Here is a 14,551-nt window from a genome sequence, read left to right as displayed (position 1 = left end):
AAACGCGGAAAACGCCCAGGTAGCTCAGTTGGTAGAGCAGCGGATTGAAAATCCGCGTGTGGTTGGTTCGATTCCGACCCTGGGCACTACGTTTCGATTCCCGACGCTGCCTCCCCTTCGAGGCGGCGTCCGTCATGAGCGTCACGTCGGCAACATGACGTCGATGCAGCGTTTCCCCGGCTGATGCAGAATGCAGATGGCCGGGTGGGCTGCGGTTGCTGTCCTCTCCGGCGCTGGCTCGGGTTCTTTGCTTGGCGCCGCGGCGCCGGGAGAGGCGGCAACATGAGAGGCAAACACGCGGTTTGCGTGGGGATCGGCGCGACCTTGGCCATCCTCGTCGGACTTTCGGCGGGCGCTTGTGGTGGAGGTGGCAGCTCCACGCCCACGGGCTCGGCTGGCGCGGCGCAAGGCGGCATGGGGGGCCAGGGCGGCACGGGCGGCGACGGCGTCGGCGGCAGCATCTTCACGGGCGGCGGACCGCCTTGCTCGAACCTCGAATGCCAGCAGGCGAACTGCGCCGGCGGCGCGAAGACCACGGTGACCGGCAAGGTCTACGATCCGGCCGGCAAAACGCCCCTCTACAACGTCACCGTCTACATCCCGAACGAGCCCCTGAAGCCCCTCCCCGAGGGCGCGAGCTGCGATCAATGCGGCTCCGTGCTCTCCGGTGACCCGGTGGTCACTGCCCTCACGGACACCGAGGGCAAGTTCGTCCTGGAAGACGTCCCCGTCGGCAAGGACATCCCGCTCGTGATCCAGGTCGGCAAGTGGCGCCGGCAGCTCGTGCTGCCCGAGGTCACCGAGTGCGTCGACAACCCGCTCACCGACGCCCAGCTCACGCGCCTCCCGCGCAACCAGTCCGAGGGTGACATCCCGCGGATCGCGCTCACCACCGGCGGCGCCGATCCGCTCGAGTGCCTCCTCCGCAAGATCGGCATCGACGACGCCGAGTTCACGCCGGCCGACGGCCCCGGCCGCGTCCAGCTCTTCGCGGGCCCGGGCGGCTCGAACAAGTACGCCGCGTCGCTCAACAACGGCGTCAACTTCGCCGCCGCGACCACGCTCTGGGGCACGCTCGACAGCCTCAAGAAGTACGACGTCGTCCTCATGGCCTGCGAGGCCAACCAGAACCCCGGGCAGAAGCCCGAGTCCGCGCGGCAGGCTCTGTTCGACTACGCCTCGCAGGGCGGGCGCATCTTCGCCTCGCACTGGCACAACTACTGGCTCGAAGAGGGCCCCGAGCCCTTCCCGCAGACGGCGGTCTTCAACCACCAGTCCGACCTCGCGAACCCCTTCACCGCGAAGATCGACGACACCTTCCCCAAGGGCGCCGCGCTCCGCGACTGGCTCGTCAACGTGAACGCCTCGACCACCGCCGGCGAGCTCGTCATCAAGGAAGGACAGCACACGGTCGACGAGGTCAACCCGGCCATCTCGCGCCGCTGGATCTACGGAGAAAACCCGGGCTCGGTCCAGTACCTCACGTTCAACACGCCGATCGGCGTCCCCGAGGAGAACCAGTGCGGGCGCGTCGTCTTCAGCGACATCCACGTCTCGTCGGGCGACGAGATCGGCGCTGCGTTCCCGAGCGGTTGCAAGACGACGGACCTCTCGCCGCAGGAGAAGGCGCTGCTCTTCATGCTCTTCGACCTCTCGGCCTGCGTGCAGCCCGACGACGAGCCGCCCATCCCGCCGAAATGAGGCTGGCGCCGGATCCCTGCTCGACTATGGGAGGGCGGGTATGCGGATCGTCTCGTCCCTCCCGTCGATCGTCGCGGCCCTCGTGTTCGTCGCCGCGTGTTCCGCCGCCACGCCCGAGCCCGTGACGGCCGGCCCGCCGCCGCCGGCCCCGCCTCCCGCGCCGCCCCCTGCGGCCGCTGTCCCCACCGACAAGCCCGCCGACGCGGCGCCCGCAGACACGACCGCGAAGCCCGCCGAGCCGCCGCCGGCCACGAGCGCCATGGCCACGCCTGCGCCCACGCCCGTGCCTTCCGCCGAGCCCTCCGCGTGTCCTCCCGACATGAAGCTCGTCGAGGGCGAGTACTGCACGGAGGTCGAGCACAAGTGCAAGAAGAGCTGGTTCGACAAATCGAACAAGAAGACGGTCTGCGAGGAGTTCGAGCCGGTCAGCAAGTGCGTCGGCAAGAAGGTGAAGAAGCGCTACTGCGTCGACACCTATGAATGGCCGAACCAGAAGGGCGTGCGGCCCGAGGTGATGAACCGCTTCCACCAGGCGCAGATCAAGTGCGCCTCCGTCGGCAAGCGCATGTGCACCGAGTCCGAGTGGAACTTCGCCTGCGAGGGCCCCGAGATGAAGCCCTTCCCGCACGGCTACGTCCGCGACGCGGCCAAGTGCAACGGCGACCACCTCTGGGACGATCCCAACATGAAAAAGGTCGCCGCGCGCGACGGAGACGAGCTCGCGCGCCTCTGGAAGGGCGTTCCGAGCGGCTCCCAGCCGAACTGCATCAGCGACTTCGGCGTCGCCGACATGCCGGCCAACACCGACGAGGTCGTCGCGAGCGAGCAACCCAAGGGCTCACGCCACGCGCTCTACGACAGCGTCCACACCGGCGGCCCCTGGTACAAGGGCGTCCGCAACCAGTGCCGCCCCAAGGTCTACACGCACGACGAGGACTTTTATTATTATTTTTTGAGCTTCCGTTGCTGCGCGGAGGCCGACGGCAAAGCCACCGATCCGCGCACGCCGTGGCAGGTCCGCGACAAGTGGACGGTCCAGAAGGTCGAGAAGCGCGCCGGTTTCACCATCGCCGAGATGCAGAAGAAGCTCGAGGCGAAGAAGCAGGGCCAGTGCACCTGCGCCGCGCAGGACATCCTCTGCAAGACCATGTGCGGCACGTTGCTCGGCCCCGGCGCCGTCGACGCGAAGCACTGACCGCCCAGTCAGTCGTGTCGCCGAGTCACCCACCCGAAACGCGGATCGGCGGGGGTTTGTGGCGCGCGCGCCAAAGGTGTACCTTGGCGATCCCATGTCGGAGTCCCAGGACGTCCCCGAGCGCCTCGGCCGCTACGAGATCGTAGAGCGCCTCGCGTCCGGCGGCATGGGGGAAGTCTTCATCGCGCGTTTCGTCGCGCCCGGCGGCTTCGTCAAACCGGTGGCGGTCAAGCGCATCCATCCGCATCTCGCGGAGGACGAGACCTTCATCCACATGCTGCACGACGAGGCCAACGTCGCTGCGGCGATCCGGCACCCGAACATCATTTCGACGATCGACGTCGGCTTCGAGGCCGGCAATCACTTCGTCGTCCTCGACTACGCGAACGGCGACCCGCTGCAGCGCATGCTGCGCGACCTCAAGAAGCACCACGGCGCCGCGTTCCCCGACTGGATGGTCGCCTGGATCGGCGCCGAGGTCGCCTCCGCGCTGCACGCCGCGCACGAGGCCAAGAACCTCGAAGGCGAGTCGCTGGAGATCATCCACCGCGATGTCTCGACCTCCAACGTGATCCTCTCGGACGCCGGTCACCCCATGCTCTTCGACTTCGGCGTGGCCAAGGCGAAGCAGCGCATGGTGCAGACCTCGCACGGCGAGCTGAAGGGCAAGCTCCCGTATATGGCCCCCGAGACGTTTCGCGGCGAGGCCGTGGATCGCACCGTCGACGTCTTCAGCCTCGGCGTCATGCTCTACGAGCTCTGCACGGGCAATTCGCCCTTCGCGCGGAACTCCGATCTCGAAACGATCATGGCCCTCCAGAGCGCCGTCGTGCAGCCGCCGAGCCGCGTGCGCGACGCGATCCACGACTCGCTCGATCCCATCGTGATGCGCACGATGGCGCGTGATCGCGCCGAGCGATACCCGACGGCCCTCGCCGTGGAGAACGATCTGCGAGCCTGGGCGCGCGCCCGCGGCGCCCCGCACGACGCCGCCTCGGCCGCCGCGTGGATCGCCGAGATGTTCTCGGATCGGTGCGCGTTCCGGAAGGCGTTGCTCGCGCGCGTGGCGAGCAACGCGCCGCGATCGCAGATGAGCTCGTCGCCGCGCATCAATACGCTGACGCCGGGCGCGTTCACGCCTCCCTCGCGTCCCCCCGGGCAGCTCCAGACGCCGACGCCCGGGCAGGTCTCGCACACCCCCGCGCCCGTCTCCGCGCCCCTCTCCGGCATGACGCCGGCGCCGAGCAGCTACGTGCCCTTCCCGAGGACCCCGATTCCGAACGGCTCGTCGAGCTCCTCGATCCCGGGCGTCGCGCCGAGCGACCCGCAAGGGCTCAGGCCGGAGTTTGCTCCGGCGCGGAGCGCGGCCTCGAGGATGCCCGTCTTCCTCGGCGTGCTCGTCGCGCTGGTCCTCGGCTGCGGCGCGTTTCTCGTTCTCGGCGTGCGAAGCAGCGACGACACGACCGCGGCCGCGGCGCCCCCGTCGGCCGTCACGCCCGTGCCCGAGCCCTCGGCGATCCCGGCGGCGCTCACCGCGCCCTCGTCCTCGGCCTCGCAAGAGCCGCTGGCCGCGTCCGCCAAGCCCTCCGCGAAGCCCTCCGCGACGACCCCGAAGGCGGGCTCGGCGCCTCCGCCTCTGAAGAAGGGCGGACCTCTCGTTCGGAGTTACGACTGATGCGTCGTTCGCCGCTGCGATGGCTCTCCATCGCCCCCGTCGTCGCTTGCTTGCTCGTCGCGCCCGCCGCGCTCGGCGCGGGCCCCGCCAAACCCACGCCCGAGCAGCGCGAGGCGCGCGCCCTCTTCGACCAGGGCCTCGCGCTCAGCGACGAGGGCAAATGGTCCGAGGCCCTCGAGGCCTTCCGCAAGTCCGACGACATCAGCCCTTCGACGAACGTCCGCTTCAACATCGCCGCCTCGCTCCGCGCCCTCGGCCGCTACGTCGAGGCCCGTGACACCCTCGACGGCGCGGTCGCCGACGCCGAGGCGCGCAAGACACCCATCAAGCCCGCGCTGAAGACCGAGATCGACAAGCTCCGCGAGGACGTCACCGGCAAGATCGTCCGCATCGAGCTCCAGAAGAGCCCGACTGACGCGGAGGTCACCGTCGACGGCGTGCCCTTGAAGCTCTCCTCCGACGGCCGCGCCGAGCTCGATCCCGGCAAGCACGTGTTCGTGATCAGCTCCAAGGGCCACGACACGACCACGGTCACGAAGACGCTCTCGCAGGGCGACACGACCCTCCTGCTCACCGCGCCGCGCACGGCGGCCGTGGAGCCGCCCAAGCCCCCGGATCCGCCCTTCTACAAGCGCGGCTGGTTCTGGGGCACGGTGGGCGGCGTCGTGGGCGCCGCCGCCGCGGTGACCGTGATCGTCGTCGTCACGCGCCCCGACGCGACGGCGGTGGCCGGTCCTCCGACGAGCACCGTCGATCGCGTCTTCCCCGCGGTCGTGAGGTTCTGATGCAGCGCGCCGCTCGCGAAACGCCCCGTCCTCGCCGGCGCGCGGCCCTCGCGCTCGTGGTCGGCTCGCTCCTCGCCCTGACAGCCGGTGCGCTCGTCTCGGCGTGTGGATCGGACGTCGCTGGAGATCCGAGCTACCTGCTCGTCGAGCTCGTCCCCGTCGAGTCGCCTGCCAAGCCCGGCGCCGCGCGCGTCGTGGTCACGAAAGACTCGACCGAGATCGCCGCGCTCTGCGTGAACCTCGCGGGCGACAGCCCGGCGAGCTTCGTCCTCAAGCGCGACGCGGGCAAACCTGCGACGGATCGCATCAACATCGAGGTCCTCTCGTTCGCGACCTTGAAGGGCCAGGAGAACGCGGGGCCGGGCAAGGAGTTCGCTTGCCCGGAGCCGCTCCCGCCCACCCTCGGCGACGTGCAGACCATCGACGTCGACTTCTGCGAAGGAGCGACGCGCAAGCTCGTCTTCCAGGTCGGCTCCGTGTGCGGATGCGACGACGCCGACGCGGGACCCGGCGACGACGCCGGGGACGCGAGCCTCGACGACGCGGGCGAGAGCGACGCCGGTGACGTCGACGCCGGTCCGTCCTCGTGTGGATGCGCGCCTGGCTTCTCGTGCGGCGTGGGCCTCACGACCACGGGCGCGACGTGCGCGCCTTCGACGTGCTGCGGCGCGAAGCTCTCCTCGGCTTGCGCGCTCGGGAGCTGAGCCCGTTCGGATTGCGCGCGCGCCGCGATCGGCGCGACCATGAGGCATGTCCCGGCCGCCCGCTCCTCTCGCGCTCCGCGGCGTCCTCGCCGCGGCCTTCGCTCTCCTCCTCGTCGTGTTCGGCTCGCATTGCGGCAGCGACGTCGAGCCCGTGACGACCACCGACGTCACGCTCGTCATGGGCGTCGGCACCGAATGCGCGGCGCGCCTTCGATCCATCACGATGAAGGTCGAGACCGGCGAGCGCGTCGACGCCAGCGAGATCATCCTCGTCGCGAGCGCGGCGGAGCTCCCCCTCGCGCGCCGCATCTCGCTCTCGGATCCCGAGGGCACGAAGCACCGCGCCTCGGCCGCGTTCGACCTCGCGCGGGACGACGGTTTCACCGTCACGGAGACGCTCTTCACCGAGTTCCCCGCGGGCACGACGGGCGTGATCCCGCTCAGCTTGCCGTGTGTTTGCCTCGAGCATCCTTGCCCGACGGGGTACGTCTGCGAGGAGAATCCTCCGGGCAGCGGCAAGCCTTCCTGCGCCCCGCGGCCGAACTGCGGGGACGGCGCGTGCGTGCCCGGCGAGTCGTGCGGCTCGTGCCTCGTCGATTGCCCGTGCAACTGCGGCGACATGATCTGCGAGGGCACCGAGACGTGCGCGAACTGCCCGGGTGATTGCGGCGAGTGCTGCGGCAACGGCATGTGCGACACGGGCTTCGGCGAGAACTGCTCGAACTGCGCGGCGGACTGCGGCGACTGCTGCCCGAACGACACGTGCGACACGAGCTTCGGCGAGAACTGCTCGAACTGCTCGCAGGACTGCGGCGAGTGCTGCGGCGACGGCGTCTGCAACTTCGGCGAGAAGTGCTCGACCTGCTACGACGACTGCGACTGCTGCGGCAACGACGTCTGCGAGGCGGCTGAGATCCTCTGCGGCGCGTGCGTCGAGGACTGCGGCGCGTGCCCCGACTGCGGCGACGGCGTCTGCCAGAACTACGAGAACCACGACAAGTGCCCGACCGACTGCCCCGGCGGTTGCGGCAACGGCACCTGCGGCGCCGGCGAGACGAAGGCCAACTGCCCCAAGGACTGCGGCGAGGTCTGCGGCAACAAGTCCTGCGGCGGCACGGAGAACTGCTCGACCTGCGCGGCCGACTGCGGCGCGTGCTGCGGCAACGACAAGTGCGACTTCGGCGAGACGTGCCTGACCTGCCCGGAAGACTGCACCGGCGCGTGCTGCGGCAACGGCACCTGCGAGAGCGGCGAGACGTGCACGAGCTGCGTCTCGGACTGCGGGCCCAAGTGCGGCGACGGCGTCTGTCACTGCAGCGAGGCCGTCACCTGTCTGGCCGACTGCCCCGGCACCTGCGGCGACGGCACCTGCCAGGCGTTCGAGACCTGCCTGAGCTGCCTCGCGGACTGCGGCGCGTGCGCCGGCACGTGCGGCGACGGCACCTGCACGAAGAACAGCGAGAACCAGTGCACGTGCCCCGCGGACTGCGGCGGCAAGTGCCCGCCGTGAAACGCCCGTGAGGCTCCTCCACGTCGCGGCCGAGCTCGCGCCCGTCGTCCGCTTCGGCGGCATCGCGGACGGCGTCGCCGGGCTCGCCCGCGCCCTCGCGTGCCTCGGGCACGACGTCACCGTCGTGATCCCCGCGCCTCCGGGCGTGCCGCTCGATCCGGAGATCCCGATCGCGCCCGGTGTACGCGCGCGCGTCATCACGATCCCCGACGTCCCCGCGCACCTCGGCGTCTATGGCCATGAAGCCGACGGCGAGCACGAGAACGCGCGCCGCTTCGCCCTCTTCGCGCGCGCCGCCGCTGCCATGGCCGCAGGCTTCGACGTCGTCCACGCGCACGACTGGCCCGGCGCGGCCGTCCCGTACCTCCTCCGCGCGGCCTCCGGCCCTCGGCCGCGCACCGTGCTCACGATCCACAACCTCGCGTTCCAGGGCATCTTCCCGCCGGAGACGCTCGCGCTCCTCGGCCTCGGCCGCTCGCACTTCCACCCGGGCGCGCTCGAGTTCCACGGCCGTGTGAACCTGCTCAAAGCCGGCATCCTCGCCGCCGACGCCGTCACCACGGTGTCGCCCACGTACGCGCGCGAGATCCTCGATCCCGCCTACGGCGAGCTGCTCGACGGTGTGCTTCGCGCGCGCGTCCCGCAGGGCGGCGGCGTGCTCGGCATCGTCAACGGCATCGACGTCGAGGCCTGGGATCCCGCGCGGGACAAGGCCCTCGCCGCGCCGTTCGGCCCCGACGATCTCGCCGGCAAGGCCCTCTGCAAGCGCGCGTTTCTCGCGGAGGTCGGCCTCGATCCGGACGCCTCCCGCCCGCTCGTCGTCTCGCTCGGCCGCGTCGTGCCGCAGAAAGGCGCAGACCTCGTGGCCGCTGCAATCCCCGCGCTCTGCGGCGCCGGCGCGACCGTCGTCGCAGCCGGCGCCGGCGACGAACGACTCGAACACGCCCTTGCGTCCGCGGCCGCCGCGCACCCGACGCACGCGCGTTTCCTCGGCCCGATCCCCGACACGATCGCGCGCCGTCTCCTCGCGGCCGCGGACGTCCTGATCATGCCCTCCCGCTTCGAGCCCTGCGGCGTCGTGCAGCTCGAAGCCCAGCGCTACGGCGCCATCCCCGTCGCGCGGCGCACCGGCGGCCTCGCAGACACCCTCGTCGACGAAGGCGAGCATCCCGGCCACGGCACAGCCGTCCTCTTCGACGCGCCGACGCCCGAAGCGCTCGTGCTCGCCGTCCACCGCGCCCTCGCGCACCTCGGCAGTCCCGAAGGTGCGTCGTTGCGGAGGCGCGTGCTCGAGGTCTCACCAGGTTGGGAGCGCCCAGCGAGCCTGTACGCGCATCTCTACGGTCGACTCAGTGCGTCGGGAACGGGGCCGTGTACCGCATGAAGCGCCGCAGGTAAGGCGTGTCGAACTGGACCTTCGTGATCCGCTCGACGGGGATCAACGTCGGCGACTCATCCCATCGCCCGAGCGCATCCACGTAGTGGAGGATGATCGTCTCCTCGCCGATCTCGAGCAGCCGGCCGAGGTAAAAGTCCCCGTCGTCATCGCCCTCGTCCTCACACTCGATGATGACGTCGGCATGCTGCGACTGGATGGAGCGCAGCGCAGCAGGAAACCCTCGAAGGTCGACCTCGAACGGCAAGCGCAGCCCACCAAGCAGCCCCTCGCCGACGAGCATGCGATCCCAGTGCTCCTCATGGGCGCCCCGCTCATGGGCAAGCACGTCTTCCAAGCGGAAGAGGGTGTACCCGTCGGGCTCGAAGTCATCGAAGCAGTGGATGAGCCCAAGCTCAGGCCCAAGGCCGAGGAGGTACCCATGCAACGACGGCTCGCCCGACAACCGTCGCTCGAGCCGAATCATCTTCCCCGTCCCAACATGCTCGACCAACGACGCGTACATGGCTCTCCGCGCAAAACCCACCAGAACAGCGCCAGCATAGAAGCAGGGGCAGAACACCGGCAAGATTCCACGAGGCGGCGCGGAGAGCGGGGCTTTGCCCCGCACCCCAGCGGGGGCTGTCCGCCCCCTGCACCCCGGACCAGGCACGGCCTGGACCGAAGGCCGAGAAACCGCGCGATGCGCGGTTTCTCGGACGGCCCGCGGCAAGACCACGAAGGCCTCGCCCATCGAGACGGCAGCGCTGCCGTACCGGCGAGCGGACACGTCAGGGCTGCGGTTTGGACTGGCAAGGTCGTCGCTGGTCTTGACCTGACCCGTTCGATGAACTGCGCATCGCGCAGTTCATCGACCCCGAGTCCAGCGCTTGCGCTGGTCCGGGTCCAGGGGTGGACAACCCCTGGTCGGGGTCCGGGGTGAAACCCCGGCGCGGCGCTACGCCCTCACGAGCCCGCGCTGCGCGAGTTCCTCGCGCAGCTTCGCGGCGCTGTCGAACACGATCGCCTGCATGCCGATGGCGCGGGCGGCTTCGCAGTTCTTGTTGCGATCGTCCACGAAGAGCGCCTGCTCGGGGTGCTTGCCGAGCCTCTGGCAGGGGACGAGGTAGGCTTTGGGATCGGGCTTGCGTGCGCCGGTCTCGTACGAGACGAAGGCGCCGTCGAGGAGCTTGTCGAGGTTGCAGCGCTCGGCGATCCAGCGGTACCAGGGTGGGTAGTTCGAGAGGGCGTAGAGCTGCACGTCGGGTGCGGTTTGGCGCAGGTCTTCGAGGAGCTCTTGGATGCCGGGGAGCAGGGTGTAGCTCTCGCGGACGACGTTGCAGAAGCCTTCGGCGTCGAACGGGCGACCGGGCAGGAACGTCGCGAGGAAGGTGCGCTCGTCGATGCGGCCGAGTTCGAAGTCGATCCAGGCTGTGGGGTGCTTGTGCTGGAGCAGCTCGGGCAGGGTCATCCCGAGGAAGGAGGGCATGACGTCGTGGAAGGGGTCGCGGACGAGGGTGTCCATGACGTCGAAGAAGAGGAGCTGCGGCCTCGGGGACACGGCGGGAGGATGGCAGCGGGCGATGGGGTGGGGAAGGGGAGGCGGCGAAGAGGCCTGCGATGGGGGCAAAGAGCGTTCGGGATGCTCCGAGAGGCGCTTGCAACGCTTGCAAGCGGCGTTTGGGATGCTCCGAGAGGCGCTTGCAACGCTTGCAAGCGGCGTTTGGGACGCTCGTAGAGGCGCTTGCAACGCTTGCAAGCGGCGTTTGGAACGCTCGTAGAGGCGTTTGCAACGCTTGCATGCACCGTTTGGAACGCTCGTAGAGGCGTTTGCAACGCTTGCATGCACCGTTGGGGACGCTCGGAAAGGCGTTTGCAACGCTTGCACGCACCGTTTCGGACGCTCGGAGGCCGGTTTGCGCCGCCGGACGACGACGGGAGCGCCATGGAGCTCATCTGAAACGCGCTTCGCGGGGGGCGTTGCCCGCGCGCCCGTCCGGCTCTACCCTGTTGGCAAAGCATGGGATCCCATGAATCGGAACCGGAGTCCACCCGCGACGCCGAGGTGACCGCGGCGCTCGACGCCCTCCGGCACGTGGTGCGGGCGCTCCGGCTCTCGTCCACGGCCGTCGAGAAGGCGCACGGGGTGAGCGGCGCGCAGCTCTTCGTCCTCGGCGAGCTCGCGACGGGCAAGAATTTTTCCATCGCCGAGCTCGCGGCCCGCACCGCCACGGACCCGAGCTCCGTCTCCGTCGTGGTCGGGCGCCTCGTCGAGCGCGGCCTCGCCGTCCGCCGCGCCTCCCCGAACGACGCGCGCCGCGCCGAGATCGCCATCACCCCCGCCGGCAGCGCCCTCCTGAACGAGGCCCCGGCGCCGATCCAGCGCAAGCTCATCGCGGCGATCACCGAGATGCCCGAGGACGAGCGCGCGGCCCTGACGCGGGGCCTCGGACGGGTGGCCGCGGCCATGGGCGCGCCCGACGGTCCCCCGCCCATGTTTTTCGAAGGCGAGCCAGCCTCCCGACGCTCGCGAAAGGAATGATCCACGCCCCGGATCTCCCGGCGCCGCCTCCCCCCCCGCGCGTCGCCGCGCCCTTCACGCTCGCCGAGGCCGTGCATTGCTTCGGACGTGACACCGTGGCGTTCCAGGCGCTCGCGCCCGGCATGCGCGCGTGGAGCGACGGCGCCGGGGCGTGGGTCGCATTCGCGGACACGGGCCAGGCGTGGCTCGCGGTCGGCTCGCCGCTTTGCGCGCCCGAGGAGACGGGGCGCGTGGCGCGCGCGTTCGTGCAGGCGGCGCGCGCGGCGGGGCGACGCGCCGGGTTCTGCGCGGTCGAGGATTTCCCGCGCGACGCCTTTTTCGAGCGCGTGCCCCTCGGCCGGCAGCCGGTCTGGGATCCGCTGCAATGGGAGCGCATCCTCGCCGGGCGCAGGAGCCTCCGCGAGCAGATCCGCCGCGCGCGCGCCAAAGGCGTACGGGCGCGCGTGGCCTCCGCGCACGAGCTCGGGGGCGAGCTCGGCGCTTCGATCGAGGCGCTCGCGTCGAAATGGCTCGCGGGGCGGCGCGGCGGGCCCTTGCGCTTCTTGCTCGCGGTGGACCTCTTTTATCGTCCCTCCGAGCGGCTTTACGTCGTCGCCGAGCGGGCCGATCGATTGGTCGCCGTGCTCGTGGCCGTGCCGGTGCCCGGCCGAGGCGGCTGGTTCTTCGAGGACATTCTCCGCGCGGACGACGCGCCGAACGGAACGGTCGAGCTCCTCGTGGACGCGGCGATGCGGCGGCTCGCGGGCGCGTCGTGCGGGCGGGTGACGATGGGCCTCGTCCCGCTCGCGGGGCCATTGCCGCGCTGGCTGCAAATCCTGCGGCGTCTCGGGCATAACGTCTACGATTTCGAGGGGCTGCGCGCATTCCGGGCTCGCTTCGCGCCGGAGGTGTGGGAGCCGGTCTGGTTCGTCCACCCGCGCGGCACGAATGAAATCGTCTCCTTGTGGGACGTGGCCTCGGCGCTCACGGGCGGGCATCCGCTTCGTTTCGCGCTTCGCGCGTGGACAGAAGGCAAACGCCGCCCGCTTCGCCGCGCGTCAGGCGGCTGACGCCGGGGTTTTGCTACGACGAACATTTCCATTCTTGACGCGTTCGCGCGCCGGCCGTAGCAAGGTTTGTCCTCACACCTGGAGGGTCTCCTTGAAGAAAGTCGCCATTCGCGTGGGCGCTGGCCTCGCGGTCGTGATCGTCGTGCTCTTGATCGTGATCGCGATGCAGCCGTCCACGTATCGGGTCGAGCGTCACGCCACCATCGCGGCGCCTTTGGACCTCGTGTTCACCAAGGTCAAGGATTTTCGGACCTGGGACGCGTGGTCTCCCTGGTCCAAGCTCGATCCGAACATGAAGACGACGTTCACCGGCACGCAGGGCGAAGTCGGCGCCGGCTACGAATGGGTGGGCAACGACGAAGTCGGCGCGGGACGGATGACCATCACCGCGATCAAGCCGAACGAGCGCGTGGACATCAAGCTGGAGTTCCTGAAGCCTTTCGAATCCAAGGCCGACAATGGATTCTCGGTCGAGGCGGCGGGCAACGAGACGAAGATCACCTGGTTCATGAAAGGCGAAAACGACTTCATGTCGAAGGCGTTCTGTCTGTTCATGGACATGGATGCGATGATCGGGAAAGACTTCGAGAATGGCCTCGGCAACTTCAAAAAGGTCGCCGAAGAGGCCGCGAAGGCACAACCCGCCGCAGCCGAGACGGTGAACGCCGCCGCGCCGAAGTGACACGCGGGCCCATGTGGCGTTTCCAGGCTTGACAATTTTGTTATGCCTGTGTACAGGCGCACGTTGCGCGCAAAGCGCACGTACGACAATCGCCCTGTCCCCTTACCAGTCCTGGTATCGACAGCTCCCGCCGAGCTTTCCACTCCTTCCCCCCGACCCCTGAAGGCGGTTTCTTCGAGGCGAGGGCAGCGGAGCTGCCACCTCTCCTGCGCCTCCATGAGGAGTCAGCCATGAACGACTCTGTCGGAACGAACGACCTCTCGGTGCAAATGCGCTCCTTGAGCGTCTTCAACATGTGGATCTCGCGGATGATCTACGCCGCGGCCAAGCTGGGAATCGCCGACTCGATCCAGGAAGGCCCGCGGAGCAGCGATGAGCTCGCGGCCTCCCTGGGGGTCCACGCGGGCGCGCTTTATCGGATGCTTCGGGCCCTCTCCGGAGCCGGGGTTTTCACCGAGCTACCCGAGCGGCGGTTTGCCCTGGCCCCCCTCGGCGCGACCCTGCGCACCGGCGCCCCCGGATCCATGCGCGACTTCGTGCTGCTGTTCGGCGGCGACGTCTACGCGCGCGCCTGGCTCGATCTGCTCTCCAGCGTGCAGTCCGGCAAGACGGCCGTCGAGCACGTCTTCGGCGCGCCGCTCTATCCTTATCTCGCGGGCCACCCCGAGGACGCTGAGCTCTTCGACAAGGCGATGACCAGCTTCACCCACGTCGATACCGCCGCGGCCGCCGCGCGCTACGATTTCTCCGCGTTCCGCACGGTGGTCGACGTCGGCGGCGGTCACGGCAGCCTTCTCGTCGCCGTCCTCGAGAGGAACCCGGAGCTCCGGGGTATCCTCTTCGATCAGCCGCACATCCTCGAGGGGGCGCGGGCGCGGGTGGGCGCGAGCGCGGTCGCGGCGCGGTGCGAGGTGGTCGCCGGTGACTTCTTCGAGGCTGTCCCCAGCGCCGACGTCCACATGCTCAAGCACATCGTCTGCAACTGGGACGACGACGCGGCGATCCGGATCCTGAAGCGTTGCCACCGCGCGCTCCCGCCGGGCGGGCGGGTCCTGGTGATCGAGTCCGTGATCGGCTTCTCCGCGCCCGCCGAGCTGCTCGACGTCCACCTCCTCGCGGTGGTCGGAGGGCGCATGCGCACCGAGCAAGAGCACCGGGATCTCCTGGCCGCGGCGGGCTTCCGCCTGACGCGCCTGCTCCCCACCGACGTCGGCCTCGAGCACGTCGTCGTCGAGGGTGTGCGCGAGCCATGACGCGGCCGGGGGGCGGCGAAGGGGAGGACATCGCGAGAGTTCGAATACGTCGCCAAGCATTCGCGCATGGACCACTTCAC

The 14,551-nt window shown here is 69.7% G+C and carries 13 protein-coding genes and 1 tRNA gene; 12 read left to right on the top strand and 2 right to left on the bottom strand.

What is annotated here, in order from left to right; all coding sequences use genetic code 11:
• Nucleotides 1-13: 13 nt before the first annotated feature.
• The 8 genes from QHF83_RS11575 to QHF83_RS11540 all read left to right on the top strand — a co-directional run bounded on the left by QHF83_RS11575 (nucleotide 14) and on the right by QHF83_RS11540 (nucleotide 8,954).
• Nucleotides 14-86: transfer RNA gene (locus QHF83_RS11575), tRNA-Phe, on the top strand.
• 196 nt (nucleotides 87-282) lie between these two features.
• Nucleotides 283-1,701 carry a carboxypeptidase-like regulatory domain-containing protein gene (locus QHF83_RS11570; RefSeq protein WP_282417850.1) on the top strand — a complete coding sequence of 473 codons (1,419 nt, stop codon included), beginning with the start codon at nucleotides 283-285 and terminating at the stop codon, nucleotides 1,699-1,701.
• Nucleotides 1,702-1,741: 40 nt separating this feature from the next.
• Nucleotides 1,742-2,896, top strand: coding sequence for an SUMF1/EgtB/PvdO family nonheme iron enzyme (locus QHF83_RS11565; protein ID WP_282417849.1), 1,155 nt, complete (start codon nucleotides 1,742-1,744; stop codon nucleotides 2,894-2,896).
• Between the two features lie 94 nt (nucleotides 2,897-2,990).
• The gene (locus QHF83_RS11560; RefSeq protein WP_282417848.1) at nucleotides 2,991-4,571 is read left to right on the top strand and encodes a serine/threonine protein kinase; all 1,581 of its coding nucleotides are present in this window, start codon (nucleotides 2,991-2,993) and stop codon (nucleotides 4,569-4,571) included.
• Entirely contained in the window at nucleotides 4,571-5,356 is a 786-nt protein-coding gene (locus tag QHF83_RS11555; protein WP_282417847.1) for a CDC27 family protein, read from the top strand. Before QHF83_RS11560 ends, QHF83_RS11555 begins: the two co-directional genes overlap by 1 nt.
• Nucleotides 5,356-6,060, top strand: coding sequence for a hypothetical protein (locus QHF83_RS11550; protein ID WP_282417846.1), 705 nt, complete (start codon nucleotides 5,356-5,358; stop codon nucleotides 6,058-6,060). Before QHF83_RS11555 ends, QHF83_RS11550 begins: the two co-directional genes overlap by 1 nt.
• A 46-nt stretch (nucleotides 6,061-6,106) precedes the next feature.
• Nucleotides 6,107-7,570: a hypothetical protein gene (locus QHF83_RS11545; RefSeq protein ID WP_282417845.1), complete on the top strand. Its 1,464-nt coding sequence runs from the start codon at nucleotides 6,107-6,109 to the stop codon at nucleotides 7,568-7,570.
• A gap of 7 nt (nucleotides 7,571-7,577) precedes the next feature.
• Complete coding sequence (locus QHF83_RS11540) at nucleotides 7,578-8,954, top strand: glycogen/starch synthase (protein ID WP_282417844.1); 1,377 nt, start codon at nucleotides 7,578-7,580, stop codon at nucleotides 8,952-8,954.
• On the opposite strand, the gene QHF83_RS11535 is transcribed toward QHF83_RS11540, so the two are convergent.
• Nucleotides 8,920-9,303 carry a hypothetical protein gene (locus QHF83_RS11535; protein ID WP_282417843.1) on the bottom strand — a complete coding sequence of 128 codons (384 nt, stop codon included), beginning with the start codon at nucleotides 9,301-9,303 and terminating at the stop codon, nucleotides 8,920-8,922. The two genes, QHF83_RS11540 and QHF83_RS11535, sit on opposite strands and share 35 nt — an antisense overlap.
• Nucleotides 9,304-9,903: 600 nt before the next feature.
• Complete coding sequence (locus QHF83_RS11530) at nucleotides 9,904-10,506, bottom strand: HAD family phosphatase (RefSeq protein WP_282417842.1); 603 nt, start codon at nucleotides 10,504-10,506, stop codon at nucleotides 9,904-9,906.
• A gap of 459 nt (nucleotides 10,507-10,965) precedes the next feature.
• Here QHF83_RS11530 and QHF83_RS11525 point away from each other — a divergent pair, with 459 nt between their 5' ends.
• The 4 genes from QHF83_RS11525 to QHF83_RS11510 all read left to right on the top strand — a co-directional run bounded on the left by QHF83_RS11525 (nucleotide 10,966) and on the right by QHF83_RS11510 (nucleotide 14,471).
• Nucleotides 10,966-11,487, top strand: coding sequence for a MarR family winged helix-turn-helix transcriptional regulator (locus QHF83_RS11525; RefSeq protein WP_282417841.1), 522 nt, complete (start codon nucleotides 10,966-10,968; stop codon nucleotides 11,485-11,487).
• Nucleotides 11,484-12,536, top strand: coding sequence for a phosphatidylglycerol lysyltransferase domain-containing protein (locus QHF83_RS11520; protein WP_282417840.1), 1,053 nt, complete (start codon nucleotides 11,484-11,486; stop codon nucleotides 12,534-12,536). The genes QHF83_RS11525 and QHF83_RS11520 overlap by 4 nt, the downstream gene beginning before the upstream one ends.
• Before the next feature lie 91 nt (nucleotides 12,537-12,627).
• Complete coding sequence (locus QHF83_RS11515; protein ID WP_282417839.1) at nucleotides 12,628-13,218, top strand: SRPBCC family protein; 591 nt, start codon at nucleotides 12,628-12,630, stop codon at nucleotides 13,216-13,218.
• A 230-nt stretch (nucleotides 13,219-13,448) separates the two neighbouring features.
• Nucleotides 13,449-14,471, top strand: a complete 1,023-nt coding sequence (locus QHF83_RS11510) for a methyltransferase (RefSeq protein ID WP_282417838.1) — start codon at nucleotides 13,449-13,451, stop codon at nucleotides 14,469-14,471.
• The last annotated feature ends 80 nt before the right edge of the window (nucleotides 14,472-14,551 follow it).

Origin of the sequence: Polyangium sp. 15x6, assembly GCF_029960785.1 — a bacterium.
Classification (GTDB): domain Bacteria; phylum Myxococcota_A; class Polyangia; order Polyangiales; family Polyangiaceae; genus Polyangium.
Note: the sequence above shows the minus strand (reverse complement) of the source record. Positions and strands in the feature narration are given on the sequence as shown.

Bases quoted from the DNA above. Each gene is read 5' to 3' on its own strand.
- QHF83_RS11550 (WP_282417846.1), top strand. From the start codon at position 5,356: ATGCAGCGCGCCGCTCGCGAAACGCCCCGTCCTCGCCGGCGCGCGGCC.
- QHF83_RS11525 (WP_282417841.1), top strand. From the start codon at position 10,966: ATGGGATCCCATGAATCGGAACCGGAGTCCACCCGCGACGCCGAGGTG.
- QHF83_RS11555 (WP_282417847.1), top strand. From the start codon at position 4,571: ATGCGTCGTTCGCCGCTGCGATGGCTCTCCATCGCCCCCGTCGTCGCT.
- QHF83_RS11560 (WP_282417848.1), top strand. From the start codon at position 2,991: ATGTCGGAGTCCCAGGACGTCCCCGAGCGCCTCGGCCGCTACGAGATC.
- QHF83_RS11565 (WP_282417849.1), top strand. From the start codon at position 1,742: ATGCGGATCGTCTCGTCCCTCCCGTCGATCGTCGCGGCCCTCGTGTTC.
- QHF83_RS11570 (WP_282417850.1), top strand. From the start codon at position 283: ATGAGAGGCAAACACGCGGTTTGCGTGGGGATCGGCGCGACCTTGGCC.
- QHF83_RS11545 (WP_282417845.1), top strand. From the start codon at position 6,107: ATGTCCCGGCCGCCCGCTCCTCTCGCGCTCCGCGGCGTCCTCGCCGCG.
- QHF83_RS11510 (WP_282417838.1), top strand. From the start codon at position 13,449: ATGAACGACTCTGTCGGAACGAACGACCTCTCGGTGCAAATGCGCTCC.
- QHF83_RS11520 (WP_282417840.1), top strand. From the start codon at position 11,484: ATGATCCACGCCCCGGATCTCCCGGCGCCGCCTCCCCCCCCGCGCGTC.